General features: G+C 37.8%; 16 protein-coding genes. 10 read left to right on the forward strand and 6 right to left on the reverse strand.

Annotated elements, in window-relative coordinates:
- Positions 1-50: 50 nt before the first annotated feature.
- The 7 genes from BUA59_RS13590 (at position 51) to BUA59_RS13620 (ending at position 8886) form a co-directional block, all read left to right on the forward strand.
- Positions 51-239, forward strand: coding sequence for a helix-turn-helix domain-containing protein (locus tag BUA59_RS13590; RefSeq protein WP_072840243.1), 189 nt, complete (start codon positions 51-53; stop codon positions 237-239).
- A gap of 4 nt (positions 240-243) precedes the next feature.
- On the forward strand, positions 244-666 hold the full coding sequence (locus BUA59_RS13595; RefSeq protein ID WP_072840244.1) for a hypothetical protein: 423 nt from the start codon (positions 244-246) through the stop codon (positions 664-666).
- A gap of 134 nt (positions 667-800) precedes the next feature.
- Complete coding sequence (locus BUA59_RS13600) at positions 801-1085, forward strand: hypothetical protein (protein WP_072840245.1); 285 nt, start codon at positions 801-803, stop codon at positions 1083-1085.
- The gene (locus BUA59_RS13605; protein ID WP_072840246.1) at positions 1085-2833 is read left to right on the forward strand and encodes a type IV secretion system DNA-binding domain-containing protein; all 1749 of its coding nucleotides are present in this window, start codon (positions 1085-1087) and stop codon (positions 2831-2833) included. Before BUA59_RS13600 ends, BUA59_RS13605 begins: the two co-directional genes overlap by 1 nt.
- A complete protein-coding gene (mobF, locus tag BUA59_RS13610; RefSeq protein WP_072840247.1) occupies positions 2820-5390 on the forward strand; it encodes a MobF family relaxase in 2571 nt (856 codons plus the stop codon). The genes BUA59_RS13605 and mobF overlap by 14 nt, the downstream gene beginning before the upstream one ends.
- A gap of 185 nt (positions 5391-5575) precedes the next feature.
- A complete protein-coding gene (locus tag BUA59_RS13615; RefSeq protein ID WP_072840248.1) occupies positions 5576-6079 on the forward strand; it encodes a hypothetical protein in 504 nt (167 codons plus the stop codon).
- Between the two features lie 14 nt (positions 6080-6093).
- Positions 6094-8886 carry a KGGVGR-motif variant AAA ATPase gene (locus tag BUA59_RS13620; protein WP_072840249.1) on the forward strand — a complete coding sequence of 931 codons (2793 nt, stop codon included), beginning with the start codon at positions 6094-6096 and terminating at the stop codon, positions 8884-8886.
- 19 nt (positions 8887-8905) lie between these two features.
- Here BUA59_RS13620 and BUA59_RS13625 read toward each other — a convergent pair whose 3' ends face one another.
- Positions 8906-10111, reverse strand: a complete 1206-nt coding sequence (locus tag BUA59_RS13625) for a tyrosine-type recombinase/integrase (protein WP_072840250.1) — start codon at positions 10109-10111, stop codon at positions 8906-8908.
- 494 nt (positions 10112-10605) lie between these two features.
- Here BUA59_RS13625 and BUA59_RS13630 point away from each other — a divergent pair, with 494 nt between their 5' ends.
- Positions 10606-11418, forward strand: a complete 813-nt coding sequence (locus BUA59_RS13630) for a TOBE domain-containing protein (protein WP_072840251.1) — start codon at positions 10606-10608, stop codon at positions 11416-11418.
- Positions 11419-11465: 47 nt separating this feature from the next.
- Here BUA59_RS13630 and modC read toward each other — a convergent pair whose 3' ends face one another.
- The 4 genes from modC to BUA59_RS13650 form a co-directional block, all read right to left on the reverse strand.
- Positions 11466-12605 (reverse strand): molybdenum ABC transporter ATP-binding protein, encoded by a 1140-nt coding sequence (gene modC, locus BUA59_RS13635; RefSeq protein WP_072840252.1) that lies wholly within the window; start codon positions 12603-12605, stop codon positions 11466-11468.
- Positions 12606-12607: 2 nt separating this feature from the next.
- Positions 12608-13291: a molybdate ABC transporter permease subunit gene (gene modB, locus BUA59_RS13640; protein ID WP_012068696.1), complete on the reverse strand. Its 684-nt coding sequence runs from the start codon at positions 13289-13291 to the stop codon at positions 12608-12610.
- A 9-nt stretch (positions 13292-13300) separates the two neighbouring features.
- Positions 13301-14059, reverse strand: coding sequence for a molybdate ABC transporter substrate-binding protein (gene modA / locus BUA59_RS13645; RefSeq protein WP_072840253.1), 759 nt, complete (start codon positions 14057-14059; stop codon positions 13301-13303).
- Positions 14060-14220: 161 nt separating this feature from the next.
- Positions 14221-17418 carry an HD domain-containing phosphohydrolase gene (locus tag BUA59_RS13650; RefSeq protein WP_072840254.1) on the reverse strand — a complete coding sequence of 1066 codons (3198 nt, stop codon included), beginning with the start codon at positions 17416-17418 and terminating at the stop codon, positions 14221-14223.
- A gap of 308 nt (positions 17419-17726) precedes the next feature.
- On the opposite strand from BUA59_RS13650, the gene BUA59_RS13655 reads away from it, so the two are divergent.
- On the forward strand, positions 17727-19118 hold the full coding sequence (locus tag BUA59_RS13655) for an L-cystine transporter (protein WP_072840255.1): 1392 nt from the start codon (positions 17727-17729) through the stop codon (positions 19116-19118).
- Positions 19119-19318: 200 nt separating this feature from the next.
- Positions 19319-21310, forward strand: a complete 1992-nt coding sequence (locus BUA59_RS13660; protein WP_072840256.1) for a methyl-accepting chemotaxis protein — start codon at positions 19319-19321, stop codon at positions 21308-21310.
- A 115-nt stretch (positions 21311-21425) separates the two neighbouring features.
- Here the strand turns inward: BUA59_RS13660 and BUA59_RS13665 are convergent, their stop codons facing one another.
- Positions 21426-23033 carry a methyl-accepting chemotaxis protein gene (locus BUA59_RS13665; protein ID WP_072840257.1) on the reverse strand — a complete coding sequence of 536 codons (1608 nt, stop codon included), beginning with the start codon at positions 23031-23033 and terminating at the stop codon, positions 21426-21428.
- Positions 23034-23094: the final 61 nt, after the last annotated feature.

Consider the following 23094-nt stretch of genomic DNA (forward strand, 5'->3'; position numbering starts at 1 on the left):
TATATTAGCGATTAATCTACATCAATCGAAATTATTACGAGATACTTTAGATGAATAAACCAAGACTACTAAATAGAAAAGAAGCTGCTGAATATCTTAATATTAAGCATCAAACTCTAGCTGTGTGGGCAAGTAATGATCGCTATGATCTTCCTTATTTGAAAGTCGGTAGTAGAGTTTTTTATAGACAAGAAGACTTAGAGTTTTTTTTGAATAGTAGAACAATAAAAAGAGGGTAATGTTATGAAAGAAATATTGAAAAATATTCAGCTTTGGATAGAAGAAGAACATATTCCTATAACTGAAGACGTGAATCTTTTTAATGAAGAGAGTGTTTGGTTTGAAATTAATGTAAAACCTTTAACTGTTGAGATGTCGCAATCAATTGTTTCAACTATTGAGTTTTTCTCTATTTTTTATCTGCATGAAAAAGAAAGTAGACAGCTTGAGATGGAAGATTTCAATGATGCTATCTCATTTGTTATTAGTCCAAATAATGATAAAAAAATATATTTACTAAAAATGTACGAGTTGTTTTTTTTATCAAATCTTTCTGAAAGGTTAACGGCAAAATATACTTTCAACGTAAAGGTTCCAACTGAAGTTTTCAGGCTTTATTTGGAGTTGAAGAAAATTAAATATGACATAAACCCTACACATCAATGATGTTTTTTTAAAAAATAGAATTCGTCTGCACACTATGAAAATACTATTGTTCAGACGATTTCATAAACGATTTCAATTTCATAAAAAATAAACCTTAACACACTGAATAATAATAAGAATCCGGAGATTTCAAGATGATTAAAGATAGCTCAATAAAGTCAGTTACCACACGTTTTTCACTAAAAGACTATTTAGAAATTCAAAGAGAGGCAGAGAAGCGAGGGTCTAACCTAGCAGAAGTTATTAGAAACTCATGGGAAACGTATCAAACTAATGAACAGATAAAACAACAACTAGCTAACATTGAACTACGTCAAAGAAAAGTTATGTTCGAAATGATATGTGCTGTAGTGGGTATAAGTTCAAAAGAAAGAGATGAAGTTGTTGAACAACTTAAATTGAAAGGAGTGACTTGGTAATGATAAATAATAAACCTCCTTCAGTTCAAAAAAACTCAATTATTAGGGTATTAGTATTAGGGTTAATAACCTTCATTATATCAATAATAATTTTAATTTATTTCACATGGGATGTGCTATCTCCTGAAAATTGGGGGAGATTGGACTCTCATTTAGAACATTGGAAGCTTATAGTTTACGATTTTTTTGCAGATGCTAAAACGAATAGTGTTAGCTATTACTGGCAGCAAATTAGCAATAGAGAATTAGAGTTATGTTTCTTCATTCATGTTCTATTAGTAATACTACCAGCACTGCTTTTCTCTATCTTAGTATCTATATATGTGAGGTCATGTGAGAACGACCAGCTTTATCATGTAAGTGGAGCTAGATTGCTTAAAGGTGAAAAAGCATTCAAACATGCTAAAAAGCAACTAGCGATTGAACTGAAAAGAGGAACAAAAAAGGGGCTTGTTCTTCACCCAAAAGTAGTGTTAACACGTGATAGAGAAAATGGTAATTTTCTTATTATTGGTAATCAAGGATCTGGAAAAACAGTATTCATAACTCCAATAATAAAGCAAATAATTGATAGAGGTGAAAAGGCTTTTATATATGATGAGAAGCGAGAGTTCACAAAACTATTTTATAATTCAAGTAATACAGTATTAATATCCCCTTGGGATAAACGTGGTACGCCATGGAACATAAGTGCTGATGCAAAAACTGATACTGATGCTAAGCTCATAGCTGATCATTTAATATCTGAAACGAAGGATCCTATTTGGTCCGAGGGGGCAAGATCAATTTTATCAGGGATGATAATGACATTAAATCATACAAATGAGTATTGGGGCTGGAAGGAGCTAGCTAACATACTTTCTACTAACGATGCTATTCTAAAAGAAATGTTTACTAAATACTATCCACGTGCAACACGCTTCATTGAGCCCAATAGTAAAACTACTGCAAGTTTTTTTGCTCAATTAATTAGTTCTTTAGGTTGGATATATATATTAGCAGATGCATGGCCTAATGCGTATAAGACTGGATTTTCAATATCTGAATGGACATTTGATAGGGAGTCCAAAAAAAAAGTAGTGATTGTTCAAGCAAGTGCTAAGTATAAGGATATAGGTGCTCCTATTGCTAATACCCTGATATCTTTAATGACTTCAAGTATATTATCCTCAAAGAATAGCACAAAACGTGAATTGTGGATGTTTTTAGATGAAATTGGGAACTTACCCCGAAATGAATCTATTAAAAAATGGATGACACTAGGGCGTTCAAAGGGTTGTCGTATTGTCGCGGGAACACAAGGGCACTCGCAGCTGATTGAACTCTACACGGAGCAAGGTGCCAATACATTACTTAATTTATTTTCGACCATAGTGACTATGAAAATGGGAGCAAGTGGAGGTTCTGCTGAGTATGCCGCTAAAGCATTTTCAGATCGAATTATAGAACGACCGAATTTAACTAACCAAAAATTTATACAATGGCAAAAAGAAATTCAACCCTTAGTTAATGCTTCTGATTTAGTAAATCTACCCTTTGCATCAAAAAACGGTATTCACGGCTATATTATGGTGTCAGGCTGGTTAAGTGTTTATTACTTGATATGGCCTATACATAATATCAAGCCAATCGCAGCAGAAACAATAGCCGCAAATTGGACTCTATCTCAGACGAGAAAAACAAAAATAGCTATAAAAACACCAATGCGTGGACGTCTTGCGAGGAGAGTGAATCATGATGACGATTAAGCTTATTTCAGCAAGTTCTAAACAGGGTGAAAGTTATTTGGATTATTTAGAAGAGGATAACTATTATGCATCAGAAACGGAGAATGGTGGTGTTCTAGCTGGTTCAGGAGCGCTACTGCTTAAAAAAAAACAGTTGTTAGGTAAAGAAAGTTTTGAGCGTATTTTCAAACCTTTACTAGGAAAAAAAAATCAAAGAATTGGTTGGGATGTTACTTTTTCAGATCCCAAAAGTGTTTCTGTTTTGACAGCTAGAGCTGATCTTGAATTAAGAAATAAAATCCACGATGCGAGAGAAAAATCGGTTAAGGAAGCTATTGAATTTCTTGAAAAACACGCAGGTTACACGCGACGAGGTCATAATGGATATGAACAAGAAGCGGTAACTGGGTTTATTGCTGTATTATATGAGCATTCAACTAGTCGTGATCAAGACCCCCAATTTCATACACACTGTCTGATAAAAAACGGGGCATTCAGGTTTGATGGTAGCTTTGGAACACTTGAATCAAACCATCTTTACAAGTGGCAAAAAGCAACTGGGGCAGTTTACAGAGCTGCATTAGCTCGTAGAATGCAAGATCTTGGGTTTTCTATCGAACGTACCGAATGTAAACCAGAGTTTGAAATAGAAGGAATCCCTAGGTCTGTTTGTGAGCATTTCTCAAAACGTAAAAAAGTCATCAGAGAGAAATTATTTAGTGTCGGTGTAAGAACAACAGCATCAAAAATCGGATCTAAAATTGTCATGATGACACGTAAAAAGAAACAGAATATCACTGATCGGCCTGCGTTATTTCAGCGCTGGCAAAATGAAATGGATGAGCTAAATTTTCGTGATGAACATGTTCGCCTCATTCAAAAAAAATCAGTCGAGATTAGTTCAGAACCAATGCCTTTAAATTCGATAGTTAAACTTTTGACTGAAAAAATATCTGTATTTCGATTACAAGATCTTTATGCAGCTATTGCTGTAGAAGCTCAATTTTATCATGCAGAGATAAAAGAAATTGAATCAGCAGTTCAATATTTATTAGCAGAGCAGTCAATTATTGAGCTCGGTATTGATAATAAGCGTAATCGCCTTTATACAACAACAGAGATATTATCACTAGAAAAAGAACTTCTTGAATACGCTCAAAAATTACAATCTAAAAATTATTATCAGTTATCAGAGAGTAAAATCGTTTCTGCTCTTGAAGTGCAATGTGTACAGCAAGGCTATAGCCTGTCAGATGAACAAATAGAAGCAGTGCACGGTGTATGTCAATCTAATCTCGACATTCTTCAAGGGGCCGCTGGCGCGGGAAAATCGAGCTCAATGAGTTCTATGAAGTTAGCTTATGAAACAGCCGGATTTCGTGTAATAGGAGCTACTATTTCTAGACAAGCATCATTACAACTAGAAAATGAAACGGGGATTCAATCTGGAACACTAGCTAAACTTTTGGTTGATATTGAGACAAAGAAAATTTCTCTCTCAAATACAGTTTTAGTAATTGATGAAGCTGGGCTGGTATCGACCCATGACTTAGTGACGCTATTTAAAGCCGTCGATAATGCGAATGGAAAGTTAGTTTTAGTTGGAGAGCAACAGCAGTTAAGCGCGATTACGCATGATGGTAGCCTAAGATTTTTATCTCAACAACGAGGTTGTACCCGTATAGAAACTATTAGACGTCAGCGTGAATTATGGGCAAGACAAGCGGTAATGGATTTAAGGGAAGGTAATTCACTCAAGGCCCTGCTCGTTCATCAAGAGCGTGGGCTACTGCACTTCTCTGATAGTAGCGAAAAAAGCCGAGAAAAGCTGATTGATAAATGGTTAGGATATAAAAATGAGAATCCTTCAAAGCAGTCATTGATATTGGCTTATCGTTGGAGTGATGTGAAGCTTTTAAATAAAGATGTTCGAAAGTCTTATCAAGAAATGGGTGTAGTTGGTCTAGAAAATTTAGAGGCTGATTGCATTATTGGAAAACATGAAATGACACTGTCATTTTCTACAGGTGATAGAGTGCGTTTTTCTAAAAATGATTATTCCCGAAATTTAACGAACGGAGAAATAGGTACGATAGTTAATATTAAGAAGTTTAGCGATGATATTCGTTTCACAGTTGAATTAGATAGTAATCGTGAGGTCAGTTTTTATCAATCAGAATACAGTGATGAAGATAGCAGACTTTTTTTAGTTCATGCATACGCTTCTACAATCTACTCCAGCCAAGGTCGTACAATTGATGGTGACACTTTCGTCTATTACACCTCAGGAGTTGATCGATCAGCATCATATGTTGCTGGTTCGCGACACAAGGATCAATGTCATTGGTTTATCAATCGTGAAGAGTTAGACTGGCTATCAGGTTCTTTAGAGCAAGATGAATACAGCAATGACAGTATTCGCCTAGCAACACTAGCGGAGCAGATGAGTAAAAATAATAAGCCGATTATGGCTATCGAATTTTTAGAAGAAATAAAATTAGAGACAGCCAAAACACTAAAATCAGCTTTTAAGGAGGTACCAGATCTAAGCTTATTTATACATGAAAGAGGTCTCTAGTGCAGACGAACCGTCAAGGCTGATATTGTTAAAAGTAATAGAATTAATTTTTATTATCAGAATGTATATATTAAAAATCGAGTTTTTAGAGCTTTATTGATAATGATACTTTTTCTAATTTTTAATTGAGAGAGTTTTTAAATTTTAAATAGAGTGTAATATTCAATTTATTTTTTTGGTTTTTTATGAAATATAAAGATTTTTTAAACTCCGCTAGGAAACATAAAAACACTTGTGATATATTAAAAAAAGAAGTTGAGGTTTTAATTGGACGTGAAAGTAAAAATAAAGCTAGAATTAAAGAGTTAACAATTAATTTGTATTATCTTTCTGGGTACGTTGTAGAATGCTCAATAAAATATGGCATTTATTACTTCATTGAATATGATAGAAATAAAGACATAAAAGATCTAGATCAAAATGGTTTAACTTTCTCTGGTCAGATCAAAAATCATAAATTTGAACGTTATTCAGAATATCTCAATAGACATAAAGGTGATATTCCTTTGGTAAGTGGTTTTAACGGTGTATCAAAAGAAGTTAAGCTGCTATATAAAAATTGGGATGCCGATGTGAGATATTTGTATAGTGAAATTCCAATTCAGTTTAGATATTGTGATAGTTATGTTCATGTTAAAGATTTTAATTTGAAAGCCGAAGAGATTTTCTCAGTAGTGGAAAATATGTAATAAGGAATAATTAAATGTTAGAGTCTTTTAAGTTTATAGATTTTTTAAATAATAGTTTAAGTGGATTAATTGAAAGCAAAGATATATATGATTTCAATGTGAAATTAAATTTAAATCAATCTTTAATCGTTTCAATATTTAGTGATTCTATATCTGATATCTCTTCTCTGGCTAAAGTCGCTGGTTATAACGAAGACCTGAGCTTGTATGAAGTAGAATTTGTTTTTCTTGACTCTCAGTCTTATGAAGATGAGTCCTATTTGTTTGAAGGTGAGGATAAGATAAATCTTGGTGTTAGGCGATCTTTAGATGGTCTTATTGAAGAAAGTAACTATGAAAAAGAAAGTAAAACGCCAGTTGTTACATTTTATAGTTATAAAGGTGGCGTTGGTAGAACGACTTCGCTAGTTCTTTTTTCTAGGTATCTTGCTAATAAAGGTAAAAGAGTTTTTGTTGTTGATTGTGATTTTGAAGCTCCAGGGTTAATTAATTTTTTTGATATATCTCAATTTGACAACCCTAAAAATGGTGTAATTGAGTATTTTAATGATAAAAAATTTATACCTAGTTTAGAACTTAACTCGAACTATGTTTATGAAACTTCTTCTACTTTGAGTGGAGAAGGGAAAATTAACATGATGCCAGCAGGTAATATCTTTGATAAAGAAAAAAACTTTTATCTTGAAGGGCTTTCAAGAATAGATATTCAAGGTAAAAATGTCTTATTAAGAGACTTTGATGGTTTGGTTAAGGATATTGAAAAGAACTATAGTCCTGATGTTATATTGTTCGATTCTAGGACAGGGTTTAATAACGTCTTTGGTGTACTATCCCAGTTGTCTAATAAAATAGTGGCTTTAGCAGGGGATGATATACAAAATAGACCTGGTTTAGAATTTTTATATGATAAATTTGTTGTTGAACATGAAAAGTCAAAACTCTGCATTATATTATCTATATTATCTATTTCAGCAGCGAGAAGACATAATGATTTTAAAGATACAATCAATAATCAACAAGGATTAGATAATTCTATTCCTGTTTTTCACTTTGTTCGAGAGAATGATCTAGAATTTATTGGTACAAAATTTGAAAAAAGTGAAGATGTTAAAGATCTCATGAATTATTCTACTCAATATAAAGATTTTTTTTCTTACCTTAGTGACGAAATTGAAGAGTGCTACAAGTTAAGTTCTGATCTTGATCAGCGAAAAGAAGTTTTTGATGAATCTATTAGCGAAGCTTTCTATGCGGAGGAAACTTCGCCTACTGATTCTGTTTTTGAAGGGAAGAATTTAAGTGACATATTGCTTGATAATTTATTAAGTAACTTTCCAGAAAAATATGCTGAAAATGTAACTTTCAATGATAATTTTTTTGAAAATGATTTTTATGTTAGACAGTGTATGCACGATTTATTTCTGCCCGAATATAAAATACTTTTAGGTGGTAAGGGTACAGGGAAGACTGCATTCTATAAAGCTTTACAGGATGATACATTTTTTGAACTTTTAGTTATTCGTGCAGAAAAGAAACATTTGAATTTTGATATATTAAATGTAATACCTGATGATAGAGCTAAGAATTCTGCTGGTTTTATTTCTTTATCTTCTTTTTTTGATGAGAAAATAAATAATGAAAACTTCGTGAATAAGTTTTGGAATTTATATTTGTGGTTGGCTATATGTCGAAAAAATGCAGTATATCGTAATGATCTATATTTTGAAGTTCGTAATGATCTTTCAAGTGCAAAAAAAATAACCGATGTTATTGAAGATGATACAAAGTATTTAAAGATTGAAGAGTCTCTTTATTCAATAGATGAGGCTTTTAAGAAAAATGATTCTAGGTTGATTGTTACATTTGATCAGTTAGATTTTGTTGTAAAACCAAATGAGTGGGATGTTGGGATATCTCCTCTTATTCGCTTATGTCAAAATAATAATTGGGAAAGAATATTTCCGAAATTATTTTTAAGGCGAGATCTGTATAAAAAACTTGGTAATATAACAAATAAGAGTTCTATTGATCATCAAATAATAAACTTAGAGTGGTCTCCTGATGAGATGTATGTTTTTTTATTTAAAATAATATACGCCTATTCTAAACAAGATTTCATTGAGTTTTTATCTCAAAGAATGTCAAAGAGTTATGTAAAGAATGTTATTGAGTCAAAGCTTAAAAAGAAAAATCAACTTAATCAATTACCTACTGATGAGAATGTATTGAAGCCATTGGTTACAGCCTTTTTTGGAAAGCCTAGAGAGAATTGGTTAGATTCTTATGAAGCATTGTATAATAATCTCAAAAATGCTGATAAAACTGTAAGTTTAAGACCATTTCTTGATTTGATAAAATTAGCAATTAATGAGCAAAAGAGAGATGGGAATGCTTTGAGAGGAGATGCCGTTTTAAATGTTGCCTATTGTGAGTCGAAAAGTGTAAGGTCAGAAGCTGTCGATAACTATTTTAAAGACTTAGCTAGTGAAGAGGGAAATGAACTAATTAAGTATGTTGTCGAAGATATTCGAAATGGACTAGTTACAGATGACTTAAAATACTCATCTCTTCTTCAAAATGATTTTGAAAAGCTTATTTTTCAAGTTAAAAATAATCATCCTGATCTAAAAGAAATTCCATTTAGGGTTTTTGAGGAAATGCTAGAGTTAAATGGTATAGTGTTTATGACCTTTATACCTGGCGGAAAGAAAAAATATTCCTTTGCCTATCTTTATAAATATTATATGGGATTGAAGTCACCAAAGAGTAAGTCTAAATTTGATATCAGAAAAAAATTTAGAACTTAGCCTTTAAAGATATTAAAAATTATTGGTTAGCTCCCTCTAGGTTATTGAGAATTTCATTTTCAATTTCTCTAGAGGGAGCTTTAAGTTCATGAGATGTTAAAATAGTATAGCCAGCCGTAACATCATTTCTTCCTGTTTTATGGTTAAGTAATCGTTTAATTGTATAGGTGCCGACTCGTAAGAGTTCAGCCGTGCTTGTAAAGGTTCTTCTAAGGTCGTGAAGTGTAAAGCTAATCCCTGTTTCATCTATAATTTTCTGTATTGATTTTTTGGGCTCTCGAACATATCCATAATCGTTGTCAGCTTGAAAGACATACTCATTGTTGGTTATTGTTTTTCGTCTCTCAAAGATAGAATATAAATGATCTGCCATTGGTAGTTCTAACGCATCACCATTTTTTGTCTCTAAAATTCGGAAAGTTCGTTCTTCAAGGTTCACCTGTTCCCATTTCAAGTTTAGTAGTTCTGATTTTCTTAATCCTGTGAATAAGGCTATTTCAACAAAGTCACAGACCGCAAACAAAAATGTGTCTGCGGTTTCACGAATCGTATTTAGGCCGCTCAATAATTTAGGGATTTCAGATCGAGTGAGGCGTGTTTGTTTGCGCGGTACGTGATTCCATTGTCTTTTGTGGCTAAGTATTTGAACTGGGTTGTAGAGAAAAATTGGTTTGTCTTGAGCGTTTTTATATTCAAATTGAGCAAAGTTGTATAAAGCTCTGAGTACTCTCATGCAATAGTCGGCTTGCGCTCGACTAGTGCGTGAGAGACTCGCATGTTTTTCCTTGATCATGCTCTCTGTAATGTCTGCAAGAGCCGCTTTATGCCAGTCAGCAAGATATGATCGCATTATTTGGTTATAGCCTCGCAAGCTCGACTCAGACAGCTCCTTTTGTGATATGTAGTCATCATAAACTTCTGTAAGTGTAATTTTTGACTTGGCATCGGCTTTTGCTTGTTCATTTGGGTTGATGCCATGTGCAAGCTTGGATAACTTCTCTAATGCTTTTTTTCGAGCGTTCTCAATAGTCAAAGAAGGGAATTGACCTAATGTGATACTTACAGGGGAGGTATGTCCTTTGAGACGTTTGTAGACACGAAACGATTTTCTGCCTGAAGGAAGTACCTCAATCACTAGTCCATCGACCTTGGCGTCTTGAATGCGCTGTCTTTTATCTGACGGCTCTATGGCGGAAATGATCTCTTTAGTGAACTTCAGTTTCATATAATACCTAAATTACGTGCTACAAATGTGCTACATAATCTATCAATATAGGTATAGTTAAGTAAAGCTTAATAAAACTGTTTAAAATTTAAATAATTGATCTATAAGTATAAATATATTTTTATCAATCTGTGTGAAGCTGCATCAACCAATAGGGATTAAAACTCATAATCGGCAGGTCCCCAGTTCAAGTCTGGGCAGGCCCACCATATAAAATAAGCCCCGATAGGTTAGTGTAAACTGACTTATCGGGGCTTTTTTATTACCTCCGATTCAGTACGCTCCTGTCGACTATTCTCGTAAATCGTGTAAGTCATTACCATCTAATTTATTGTCATATCGACTGATATGTAATGATTACTCTCTCTATATTAAGTTTGTTACTTCTTCTCGTTGGTTTATCTGATGATGTTTTTTAATACCATGGGTATTAAAATTGTCTTTAATATAAACTGGTTAGTAAGATTATAGATGCAATTAGCAAACAGGTTTTTATGACAGATAAGAAAACAGCGTTGGCTGGGTTGAAGGGGGAGGTTTTCTTATTAACCGAGCAGCATAAATCTTTTGCATCTGCGCAAATTGAGTTGTTGGCCGCTATTGATGTGTGTGGTTCTATTTCCAAGGCCGCAAAGCAGGTGGGAATCAGTTATAAAACCGCTTGGGATCGTATTGATGCGATGAATAATATGTCGGCTCAGCCTTTGGTGGTTCGTTCTACCGGCGGCGCGCAAGGTGGCGGAACTCTGTTAACCGAGTTGGGCTATAGGGTGATTTCAGGTTTCCAAGCCTTGCAGGATGAGCATCAGAAATTCATTGAGCGTTTAGGTGATAAGCTGCATACCTTGAATGATGTGGCGAGTTTTATGAAGAGTGAGAGTATGAAAACGAGTGCAAGAAATCAATTTCGAGGTACGGTTAGTAATATTACTCTTGGTGCTGTAAATGCTGAGGTTGAGTTGGATATCGGTACTAATCAATTGATCATTGCGATGATTACTCAGGAAAGTGTTGAGCTACTTGCGTTGAAGAAAGGTTGTGACGTAGTGGCTTTGATCAAGGCTTCTTCGGTGATTTTGAGTACTGATACAGGCGTTGTCACCAGTGCTCGAAACAAGCTGGTTGGTACGATCTCGCGTTTGTTACCAGGTGCAGTTAATACGGACGTGACGTTAGATATTGGGGGTGGAAAGTCTGTATCTGCGATTATTACCAACATCAGTGCCACGGAATTAGCGCTAGAAGTGGGCAATAAAGCTTGTGCGTTATTTAAGGCGCCAAGCGTGATATTACTCAGAGACGGATAGATTCTCTTCGCTTCTGAGTCTCTTCATCTCTTTTTCTGTTTATGTGATTACCTTACAAGAGCCACACTTTTAATTTGAGCCCAGAGTGCTTTTCCTTCTGCCAAGGCTAGGTGCTCAACGGATCGGTAGGTCAATCTTGCTATAAGCGTATTTTGCTCTGTTTGTAATCGTACTAACGCCATTGCTGGGTCCTTGTCTGCAACAATTTCGAGGACTTTTACTGGTAGTCGATTCAATATGCTGGAATCTTCATGATAAGTGAGCGTTAAACTTACGTCAGTGGCGAGTATTCTTACTCGAACATTTTGTCCTAGAGTGTCGCCGTTGTTACGAATCCATAAGTCGCTACCTGCGCAAGATACTTTTGATAAGTGCCACTTATTGTCTTGTTCAATAATCTTGCCTTGCCAGATGACGCCAGTGTCATTATTCACCAGCAGTGGTGATTTAAGTTGCGAAAAAACCTCCTCTACATGCCCTTGAGTGGCAACTTTGCCGTCTTGCATCAGCACCACATGATCTGCCAGGCGCATGACTTCTTCCACAGAATGGCTGACATATAAAATGGGTGTTTTGAGGGTAGAGCGAAGCTTTTCTAGGTAGGGCAGAATTTCTTGTTTTCTTGCGTTATCTAGCGATGCTAAGGGCTCATCCATGAGTAGTAATTTGGGTTGAATCAATAAGGCTCGGGCGATGGCAACACGTTGTTTTTCACCGCCAGACAGTTGCTGTGAATTATTCGTCAGTACGGATTCGATGCCCATTAAGTCGATGACTTGTTCGTATAAGTTGGCTGGCAGAGGAATGCCACTGCGTTTTATGGCGTAATCTAAATTGCCTTTTGCGGTTAGATGGGTAAAGAGGCTAGATTCTTGAAACACATAGCCTAATGGCCGTTTATGAGTCGGTAGGAAAATAGTATCGCTTTGCCATATTTCCCCTTTCATCACAAAGTGCCCTTGTTGTGCTCGCTCTAGTCCTGCGATACAGCGTAGTAAGGTGGTTTTCCCAGAACCTGATTGCCCAAAAATAGCCGTTAGGCCACTTTCTGGAAGAGTTAGGTCGACATTTAAAGCAAAGCCTGATGATTTTGTATTTGAGTGCTGTAAGTGAAATCTGGCATACAGGCCTTTTTCTGTATTTTCTATACTTTCTGTATTCTCTGTAGTGGTGTTGTTTGTTGGCATGCTTACTTCGCTCCCCAGAGTGTATTTTTTCGTTGAAAGCTATACAGGCCGAGCAATACTAAAAATGAAAAAATCACCATGATTGCGGCGAGTTTATGGGCTTGGTCATATTCCAATGCTTCAACATGATCATAGATTTGCACTGATACAACACGAGTTTGTCCGGGAATATTTCCGCCAATCATTAAGACAACCCCAAATTCGCCGACAGTATGCGTAAAACCTAAAATCGCTGCAGTAATAAAACCGGGCTTTGCTAATGGTAATACAATAGTGAAAAAGCGATCCCAGCTGCCAGCTCGTAAGGTGGCAGCTACTTCTAATGGTCGTTCTCCAATTGCTTCAATGGCGTTTTGTATGGGTTGTACGACAAAGGGCAGAGAATAAAACACAGACGCGACTATCAGCCCCCAAAAAGTAAAAGGTAATGTTCCTATCCCTAGCTCTTGGGTTAGTTGACCAATAAAACCGTTGGGTCCCATTGCTATCAAAAGATAAAACCCCAGCACAGTGGGTGGCAAAACGAGTGGCAACGCGACTATGGCACCGACTGGGCCTTTTAGGCGAGAGCGGGTACGTGCTAACCACCATGCGATTGGGGTTCCAATGAGCAGTAAAATAACAGTAACAGTTGTCGCTACTTTAAAGGTTAGCCAAATGGCTTCTAGGTCTGACGCAGAAAGCATGCTGTGGTGTTATTCCGTTTTATAACCGTATGAATGAATGATGCTACGAGCTTTGTCACTACGTAGGTAGTCAAGTAGTTCTTTTGCTGCAGTGCTATTTTCTGCGCTTTTTAATAATACGGCATCTTGGCGTATAGGGCTGTATTGATCAGTGGGAATTATCCAACTTGAGCCTTTTGCAATTCGCCCTTCACTCATGATTTGTGACAGTGCAACGAATCCTAAGTCTGTATTGCCTGTACTGGCAAACTGATAGGTTTGTGAAATGTTTTCGCCCATTACCCATTTTGATTTAGTTGATTCTGTTAGTCCTAACTCCTCTAATACTTCTGTTGCAGCAACGCCATAGGGCGCAAGTTTTGGGTTGGCTAATGCTAATTTATTAAAATCACCGCTTTTTAAGCGAGCATCATTGTTATCGATAAAATCAGGCTTAGCTGACCATAATGCTAGGGCACCAATAGCATAGGTGAAACGAGTACCTGTAACGATTAATCCTGCTTTTTCTAAGGCATCAGGTTTGTTTTCATCAGCCGATAGAAATACCTGAAACGGAGCGCCGTTTTGAATTTGGGCGAAGAATTTACCCGAGGAACCGAAGGATAAAACAACTTTATTGCCAGACTCTTCTTCATATTGTTTGGCTATGTCTTTCATGGCGATTGTGAAGTTCGAGGCGACGGCAGCATAAACTTCTTCTGCGTAAGTCGAAGGGCTAAGCATTAAGAAACTCAATAATATGACACTTAGCGAGTTGAATAATCGCATAGATTTAACCTTATGGAATGGTCTGACAATAGGATTTATATCGATGCGTTGTATAGTGCGTTATATAGCGAAATGGCGCAACGCTGCTGTGTTTTTTGGCTTATCTTTGGGCGGTGTTCTAGGTACTTTTTTAAGTACGTTTTTTAGGTGCGTTTTTTAGGTCAGCCTTCTAAATAAAGTTTGATATTAACGGTATCGATTTGGTCTTCTGGTAAAAATTTCTGTGCGTATTGTAAGTAGGTGCCGCTTGTTAGGAAGAAGCGGAAGAGTTGTAAGTCGAGGTGTCCTTCTTGGCACATATTAAACATGATGTCGATGGCGACGCTGACTGGCTTGGCTTTTTTATAAGGTCTATCTGAGGCGGTGAGAGCTTCGAATACATCGGCGATCATGAGTATTCTATCAGGCAGGCTGAGTTGTTCTGCATTGAGTTTCCGCGGGTAGCCTTGTCCGTCCATTCTTTCATGGTGAGTAGAGGCGTAAAGAGGGACTCGACTTAGCTCTGGTGGGAACGGAAGGCTGTCTAGCATGGTAATGGTGCTGATGATGTGTTCGTTGATTTTAAATCTGTCTTCCTTGGTAAGCGTGCCTTTTTTTATGGTCAGGTTGTAGATTTCACCTTGGTTATATTGATGCTTTGGTATTGCCATCTTGATGCCTAAAGACGCGTCAAATGTGATCTCTTTATGGCGTGGAATGATGTGTTCTGGTTTATCGGATAGCAAGGTTTCTGTTACGGCTTGTTGACCGAGCTGTTTATCCTCTTGATTGCCTGCTTGTGGTTGCTTGGCGAGCATCATTTCTTCCGCAGGGGATAAGCCTAAGCGATTACTAAAATGACGTATCCATTCTTGCGCGCCAATTTCTTTTATTTTCTGTCTGTCTTTTTCGCTCATTAATTCACTGCCGACGTTTGCTTTGGCAACTATAGCGAATTCTTCTTGAAGTATTGTTTGGCGTTCCTCCCATACCGTTAAGGCGATGGTAGGATCTTGCTTTTCAATATGTACTTTATGTAAGTAATCTATTTCTGCATCACGCCATAAGACTTCGAAACGTGTGCGAATTTCATGAATGCGATTGTAAGTGCATTCGAGCTTTGAGCCTTTGTCTATGATGTGTTCTGGCATGGTGATTTTGCCGCAGTCGTGTAACCAAGCGGCAATGCGGAACTCTAGTCGTTCATTGTCATTGGCGAATTTGAACGCTTTATAAGGGCCTTCTTCGGCTTTTTCTAAGGCGTCAGAAAGCATCAATCCAAGTTCAGGAACCCGATAGCAATGACCGCCGGTGTGTGCCGACTTGTCATCTATAGCCGTTGCGATTAGACGAATTAATGCCTCCATAAATCCTTTTTGGCTGGCTTCGTGCTGTTTAATATCTTGTGACATTGAAACAAAGGAGTTGGACAGTTGCCAGATTTCTTTGATATTGGAATCTACAAATGCTACATCGTCAAATTGGCGTAGTTTGATTTTCTCTGTTACTCGCTGTAATTGTCGAATGGGACGGACTATCGGCGTACTGAAAAGCCAGATAATCGGTAATAGGATCACCATCACTAAGGCGCTTAATAATGCTGAATGAAAAGCCTCTTTAGTTGCTTGTTGGAAAAGCATTTTCTCTGTTATGACAGCGGTAAAGTATTGTTTGGTGAATATGTCATTACCTATATTTTTGATAAAAATATAGTAGCGGGTACCGTCATTTTTTTTGATAATCAGAGGCTGTTTAGCGTTTGGATCATCAGCAGTTTTGATTAATTTTTTAAAGGGAATATCAAGATGATCTTGCATATACTGGGTATTCTGCTGTAGCCAAGCAACATCTAGAGCATCTCGTTGAGCAGGTGTAATTTGACTTAATGCCTGATTGATTAAATCGAGCGCAAATTTTTGCTTTTCTTTTGTTACCAGATAAAAGTGACTAGGTACGATATTGTTGATTTCTACTAATTCATCGTACACTTGTAAGCCTTCAGCTTCCATTATGCTTATTGTCGATTTTAGGACAGGAGATGCACCTATAATGGCGTCATATTGTCCGGATTGTAGGCGTGAAATGAGATCTCGTTCGGTGATGGACTCTTGCCATTTTATGTTTGGAAAGTGTGTTTTGAGCGTTGGTAGGACTGACCAGCGGCCTAAAAAGCCGACGGTTTTTCCATTTAAGTCACTTAACGACTTTGGTTCTTGCGTGATATTTTTTGTTACAATGGCATACGGAATATCTCGCAATGGAACGCTGTATAATCCTTCAATATCTGTGTTTTGAGCTTTTTGTACAGACAGTAAAATATCAATCCCATCATCTTTGTATTTTTGGACAAGTTGTTCACGGCTGAAGCCATTTATGTAGTCAAACTTAAGACCTGTCATAGCGCTAATCATTTGCATCAACTCGATAAAGTAGCCTTTTGGTACTCCTGACTCGCTGAAGTCAAAAGGGCGCCAATCATTCTGATTAGATACTTTAAGGCGACCTAGATTGGTGATGGCTTCTTTTTGTTGCTGACTTAATAGTATTGGTTGTATTTCAGGTGTGATAACAGAGTGGGTGCTATTAATGTTCGAGGCAATAATTTCTCCATTTTGGCTAAACAAAAAAGCTTGTTCTTGCCCATTAATTAGTTTTGATGAAGATAGAGACAGTTGATCAGATAAAGACGATAAGAGAATATCTAAGCCAATTACCTGGTCTGTATTACGTATTCGTTGAGCGTAGGTTTGCCCGGATATTTGTAGATGCTGAAAAAGGTAAGGCGGGGTTTTATAGATATCATTTTGTGCTGAAGCTGCGAACCATGGTCGTTCAGTTGGGTAGAAATTGCTGTTTTCCGTTTGCTGGTGATTAAGGTGAAAAGTAGAGGTGTAAAAGTAGGTTTGTCGTAGACGTCTTTCATTACTGCCTGAGACTTCGACAACAGCCCAACGATCATCTGGCTGAGCACCCATTCGTTGTCTTATATCTTTGGCTGAATCTAGGTTGATGAGCTGAAAAAAATGTTCTTGTTTGTCACCAATGTAAAGGCTGTATAGCTCGGGACGTTTTTTTAAGAACTGAGCAAATAAACTGCTTTTACGTTCGATACTCGCATCAGATAGATCACTGTTGATTAATTCTGCAAGTAAGCTGACAGTCTGTTTTGCATCATTCTCTAGGCTATAAACGCTGTCGCTCATATGGTCAGAAAGTAAATTCATGCTAGATAACATATGGCTGACGGCCATTCTTTTACTGGCACTGTACTGCAGTGAAATGGCAACAGAGGCTGTAATAACAATAGCCAGAAGGAACATGTTTGCGACTAGAATTCTGATAGATAATCGTTTGAATATCCGTTTTTTGCTAGTCACCATTCACGTCCTTGTAATAAGTTTTGAATGCCGAGTTTGGGTGGGGCGTTTCTACTTTCTCTAATACAAACCGAATTCGTTCATTTGTGCAAATTAATATGTGTGACGATTTGTGATTTTTGAGTATTTTGTAATGCGCTCAAGTTTCATCCTTATACATTTTTCTTATATAAGTTAATCATATTTCCTTCTTATCCATTTAGTCAGCATTTTGTTAACATGGCGGCAACTTATCGATTTACCTTATTTATTGATGTTTAGATGAGTAAGGGGTCGGTGTTCTATGATTTATTTTTTAAGGTTTTCTCTCCATGTTGTATTCCATTATTAACTTAGCAGTTTTCGCTTTGTTGATCGCATTGCTGTTCAAACTGCAAAAAGCGAAAAAGACATTATCCACTCAGGTATTCACTGGTTTGGGTTTAGGTGTTGCCTTTGGTGCTGCATTGCAATTTATCTATGGTGTTGGCAGCGCTGAAGCTAACGAGACATTAGAGTACGTAAATATCGTTGGTTATGGTTATATTAGTTTGCTGAAGATGATCATAATGCCATTGATTTTAGTGTCTATTATTGGCGCTATTATTAAGGTGAAAGACACGGGCTCTTTGGGCAAGATGTCTGGTGGCATTATTGGCATATTATTGGCGACGACGGCTGTTTCTGCTTTGATCGGTGTTTTCGTTAGCAACTTATTTGGTTTGTCTGCGGATGGTATTGTGCAGGGTGCTCGCGAAATGGCGCGTGGTGCAGCATTGGAAACACGCCTTGATGGACTAGCAAGTGTATCGTTTGCTGACATGATTACCTCTTTCTTCCCTGGCAACCCTTTTGCCGATCTAACGGGTAGTCGTCCAACTTCAACTATTGCTGTGGTTATTTTTGCAGCTTTTGTTGGTGTAGCTGGCGTAACGGTTGCTCGTGCTGAACCAAAGTTAGGTGCAAGTTTTGAGCATTTTGTTGATGTAGCTCAATCTATCGTTAGAACCTTAGTTCGTATGGTGTTAAGCCTTACGCCATACGGTATTCTTGCGTTGATGACCAAGGTTGTTGCGGGATCAAATGTTTCCGATATTTTGACTTTGCTTAACTTTGTTGTGGCGTCTTATGTGGGGTTGGCGCTTATTTTAGTCATGCATTTATGTTTGTTGGCATTTAATGGCATTTCACCGCTTCGCTACTTTAAGAAAGTTCTACCTGTATTGTTGTTTGCTTTTACTTCTCGCTCTAGTGCGGGAACGATTCCGTTGAATATCGATACTCAGGTTAAACGTCTAGGTAACGGTGAAGGTGAATCCAATTTCTCTGCTTCTTTTGGTGCGACGATGGGGCAAAATGGCTGTGCTGGTTTATATCCTGCGATGTTGGCTGTGATGATTGCACCAACGGTAGGCATTAATCCATTAGATCCAAGCTTCATTATTTCACTTATTGCTATCGTAACCATTAGTTCATTTGGTATTGCGGGCATCGGTGGTGGCGCGACATTTGCGGCTTTAATTGTATTGTCTGCTTTAGATATGCCTGTTGCATTAGCTGGCTTGTTGATTTCTATCGAACCTTTGATCGATATGGGGCGTACTGCTGTGAACGTAAATGGTGCGATGACGGCTGGTAGTATTACCTCGAAGTGGCTTGATCATACTGATTCGAGTGTGTTTGAACAAGATGAAGCGCCAGAAGCTGAGCTGAAAAATAGTTAATAGCAAAGCGTAACAACATCTTATTTATAGAAACCACCTCCGGGTGGTTTTTTTGTGACTTATTAAATAAACCAAGAATGAAAAGCGAGGAGGTTAAAAGGAAAGTAGCGAAATTTGGATAATTTAAAAATTAAGTTCTGGGCATGCAAAGTGCATGATTTGATCTAAGCTTGCTTAATAACAACGACAAGGAGAGGCTCGTGTCCTTATTTTCCAATCTCAAAATATCTCAATCGGTAGCCATTGTTGGCATTTTACCATCCCTGTTTGCCATTATTATTGTGGCGTTTTTAGTCAAAGATTTAAATGAACGCGTTCATGAGGGACGTATTGCCGAAGATATGGTGAAGCTGTCGACCATTTTAGATGGCGTAGCGCACAACTTTGCGGTTGAACGTGGTTTAAGTGCTGGTTTCCTTGGTAGTAAGGGTAGCAGCGGCAAGGACGCTTTGTTGGCGCAGCGTAAAGTAGCCGATAATGCAGAAGCGGCGCTTAAAAATATAGATGATAGCGCTTTCGAGGTGCTTACTTCTGAGCGTTTGAATCGTCTACGAACCCCTGTTTTAACAATGTTGCAGGACAAAAATAAAGTTCGACAAAAAGTAGATGCTTTGGCTGCTGATAATGGCGCTTTTGATTTTTATTCTGAGGTGAATCGCCAAGCGTTAAATTCGATTCAACGCGTCATTCTAGATATTAGTAATCGAGAAATCGCCAAGGCACTTGAGGCCCGTTTAAGTTTATTGTGGATGAAAGAGCGCGCTGGTCAATATCGTGGTGCTTTAAATGGCGTGTATGCCGCTAAATCGACTAATTTTATGCGTCAGTCACAGATCGCGGCATTTATAGAAGACGAGCATCATCAGTTAGAGCATTTTATTGTGACTGCGTCAGATAAAGAAGAAGCGTTACTGAATGCTGCCATGAAAAACGAGAAATGGAAGGCAGTTACCCAAGCTACTGATGCTTTTTTAGCGACAAAAGATGTTTCATCCGTGAGTGGCCCTGCTGACTGGTTTGAGCTTGCTACAGCCAAAATAGGCTTGATAAAAGGCGTTGCCGACAAAATCAGTTCCGAAATTAATATCCTTAGCGCTTCGTTGACTTCCCGCAGTGAGCTTTATCGAAATGGGTTAGTTATCGGTTTTATTCTATTAATTACTCCTGTTATTTGGTTGGCATTTTCCCTTACTCGATCTCTTTCTAAGCGCGTTGAACGTATTAGCCAAGCGTTATCAAATGTGTCTTCTGATCGTAACTTGGTCGGAAGAATTGAAAATACATCAAAAGATGAGCTTGGCGAGATTATTCAGTACTTAAACGTCCATTTAGACCATTTGAGTGAATCTTTTCATTTGATGGTCGATATGGCGTCTGAATCCAAAGAAAGTATGAACGTGCTGAGTGGCTATTCGAGAAATGCATTGCAAGAAACCAAAGATCAGTTTAATCAAACCGACCTTATGGCGTCAGCAGTAGAAGAGATGTCTTTAACGAGTAATACTATTTCTCAAGATATGCAATCGTCAGCAGAAGCGACGGACAATATTCGAGAGCAAAGTACTCAAGGTTCAGCGCGGATGCAGACTATTCTACAGTCCATCGCCAATTTATCTTCAGAAGTGGATGGCGGATATAAAGCGGTGCAGTCGGTTACTGGTCATACAGAGCAAATCAGTACTATCTTGCAAACCATTGAATCCATTGCAGAGCAAACAAATCTATTGGCACTGAATGCTGCGATAGAAGCAGCTCGTGCTGGTGAACAAGGACGAGGCTTCGCTGTAGTTGCCGATGAAGTGAGAACGCTTGCTCAGCGTACACAAAATTCGACTGAAGAGATTCGTTCTATGATTGAAGCCTTGGTGGGTTCTGGTAAGAGTGCCCTACAATCCATGGATAAATGTTCCAGCATGGCAACACAAACGTCTAGTGTGGTCGGTGAAAATGTCACCATGATGCAAGGCTTATTTGATGCTATTGAGTTACTTACTCAGACTATAGAGCGAGTTGCTACAGCATCAGAAGAGCAATCACAAGTATCTGAAGAGATTAACCGTAACATTCAAAATGTCAGCGAGCGTTCAGAGCGAATTCTGGATTTGGTCAATAAAACTGATGAAGGATCTGGTCAAGCCAAACAACGTTTTGAAAATGTGCTGAAAGAGATCAGCTCGTATAAATTGAGTTGATTTAAAATCTAAAAAAAGCCGCATATGAACTGACCCCCAATAGTTGGACATTCCAATTACTGGGGGTCAGTTCATATGCGGCTTTTTGATTCTAAGACAAGGAAAAGAGCCGTTATTAAACTTTGAAGAAACTAATGCTCTTATGTAGAGAAATCGCGAGAGTATCTAATTTATTCATGCTGTTTCTTGATTCTGAAACGGCCTCGGCAGTACTGGCAACCATTGCTGAAATCTCTTCGACATGCTGGGCAAGACTTTCTGTTGCTTGATTTTGTTCTTCTGCAGAGTGCGCTACATCTCGAATCATCTCTAAGGTATTATCTGTGCCGGAACGTATTTTAGTCAGCATAGATGACACATCTTCTGCACTTGAAACACTTGCATCCACTTTAGGAAGAACTGATTGCATAGTTTTGGCTACTTTTTCTGTTTCAGCCTGAATGATCGTAATGGTTTCAGTTATTTCAGATGTCGCTGTCGCGGTACGTGAGGCGAGTGTACGAACTTCGTCAGCTACGACTGCAAAGCCTCGCCCTTGCTCACCAGCGCGAGCCGCTTCTATCGCCGCATTTAGTGCTAATAAGTTAGTTTGTTCTGCGATATCGCGAATCACTTTAACGATATTGCCTATCTCTATAGAACGTTTTTGTAATCCTGCTATCTCCTTCGTTGAGGTAATAATTTGAGCAGATACGTCGTTGATGCTTTTCGCTGCGTTTTGTACTTGCGATTCACCTTCGATCGCCAAAGACGATGACACTTCAGAATTGGTTGCTGTATTCCTCGCGCTTACTGAAATGTTATCAATGCAGCTCGACAATTCTTGAATAGCAGCTGCAGTTGAATGGGTTGCATCGGAAGAGTTTTGCGAAGCTTGGGTGATGGTCTGCATTTGCTGATTTAGGTTATTAGTAGCTATTGTTAGCTGTTCGGACCCTTCTTTAATATTACCTACCATATCTTTTAGCGCGTTTTGCATTCGGCTAATAGAGCCTAATAGGCTTTCAGATTCGAATTTTCCTTCAATAATCTGGTTAAGGTTTCCATCGGCTATACTACCTGTTACTTGCATAGCGTATAGAGGTTCACCGCCAAGTGTCTTGTAAATGCTTCGTGCGATCATAACACCTGCAATAACGATCAAGGCAAATACTGCAACGCCAATTAAAATAAAGCTCAAAGCAAATGACCAGAAATCACTTTCTACATCATCCATATAAACACCGAACCCTAATAACCAATTCCAATCTGGAAGGTTTACAAAAGCATTTATTTTTAAAACATCACCCTTTACTCCTGGCTTGGCAATGTAGTTAGCTATGTAGCCTATATCTTCAGTTTTTAGCTCTTTTATATAACTATCGTAGGCGAGTTTTCCATTAGGTAGTCTGCTAAGGTCTGGTTTTCCTAACAGCTCGTTTTTTACATGGACTCTCAAAAGGCCTTTTGCATCTCTGGCCCACATATAAGTAGAGCCATAATTCATATTTGAGAGCAACTCGATGACTTTTTGTTCAGCTTCTTGGCGTGGTATTTTGCCTTGTTTCTCTTGTTCCACATAGAAATGGGCTTGTGTAGTTGCTAAAGATAGAACGGTTTGTAGTTCATGTTTACGGCTATCAATGAGTGATGTATGGATGGTGGTTAGTGCAAAGTAGCCTAATAGAATAAGGCCCAGTACAGTGATACCGATAAGCGAACCTAATTGTTTGGAAAGCTTCATAGCGAAATTACCTGTCTAGATATGTTGGAGGGTATTGGTGGGTTATTTTACTGATTTGTAA

It is taken from the genome of Marinomonas polaris DSM 16579, assembly GCF_900129155.1.
GTDB classification, from domain to species: domain Bacteria; phylum Pseudomonadota; class Gammaproteobacteria; order Pseudomonadales; family Marinomonadaceae; genus Marinomonas; species Marinomonas polaris.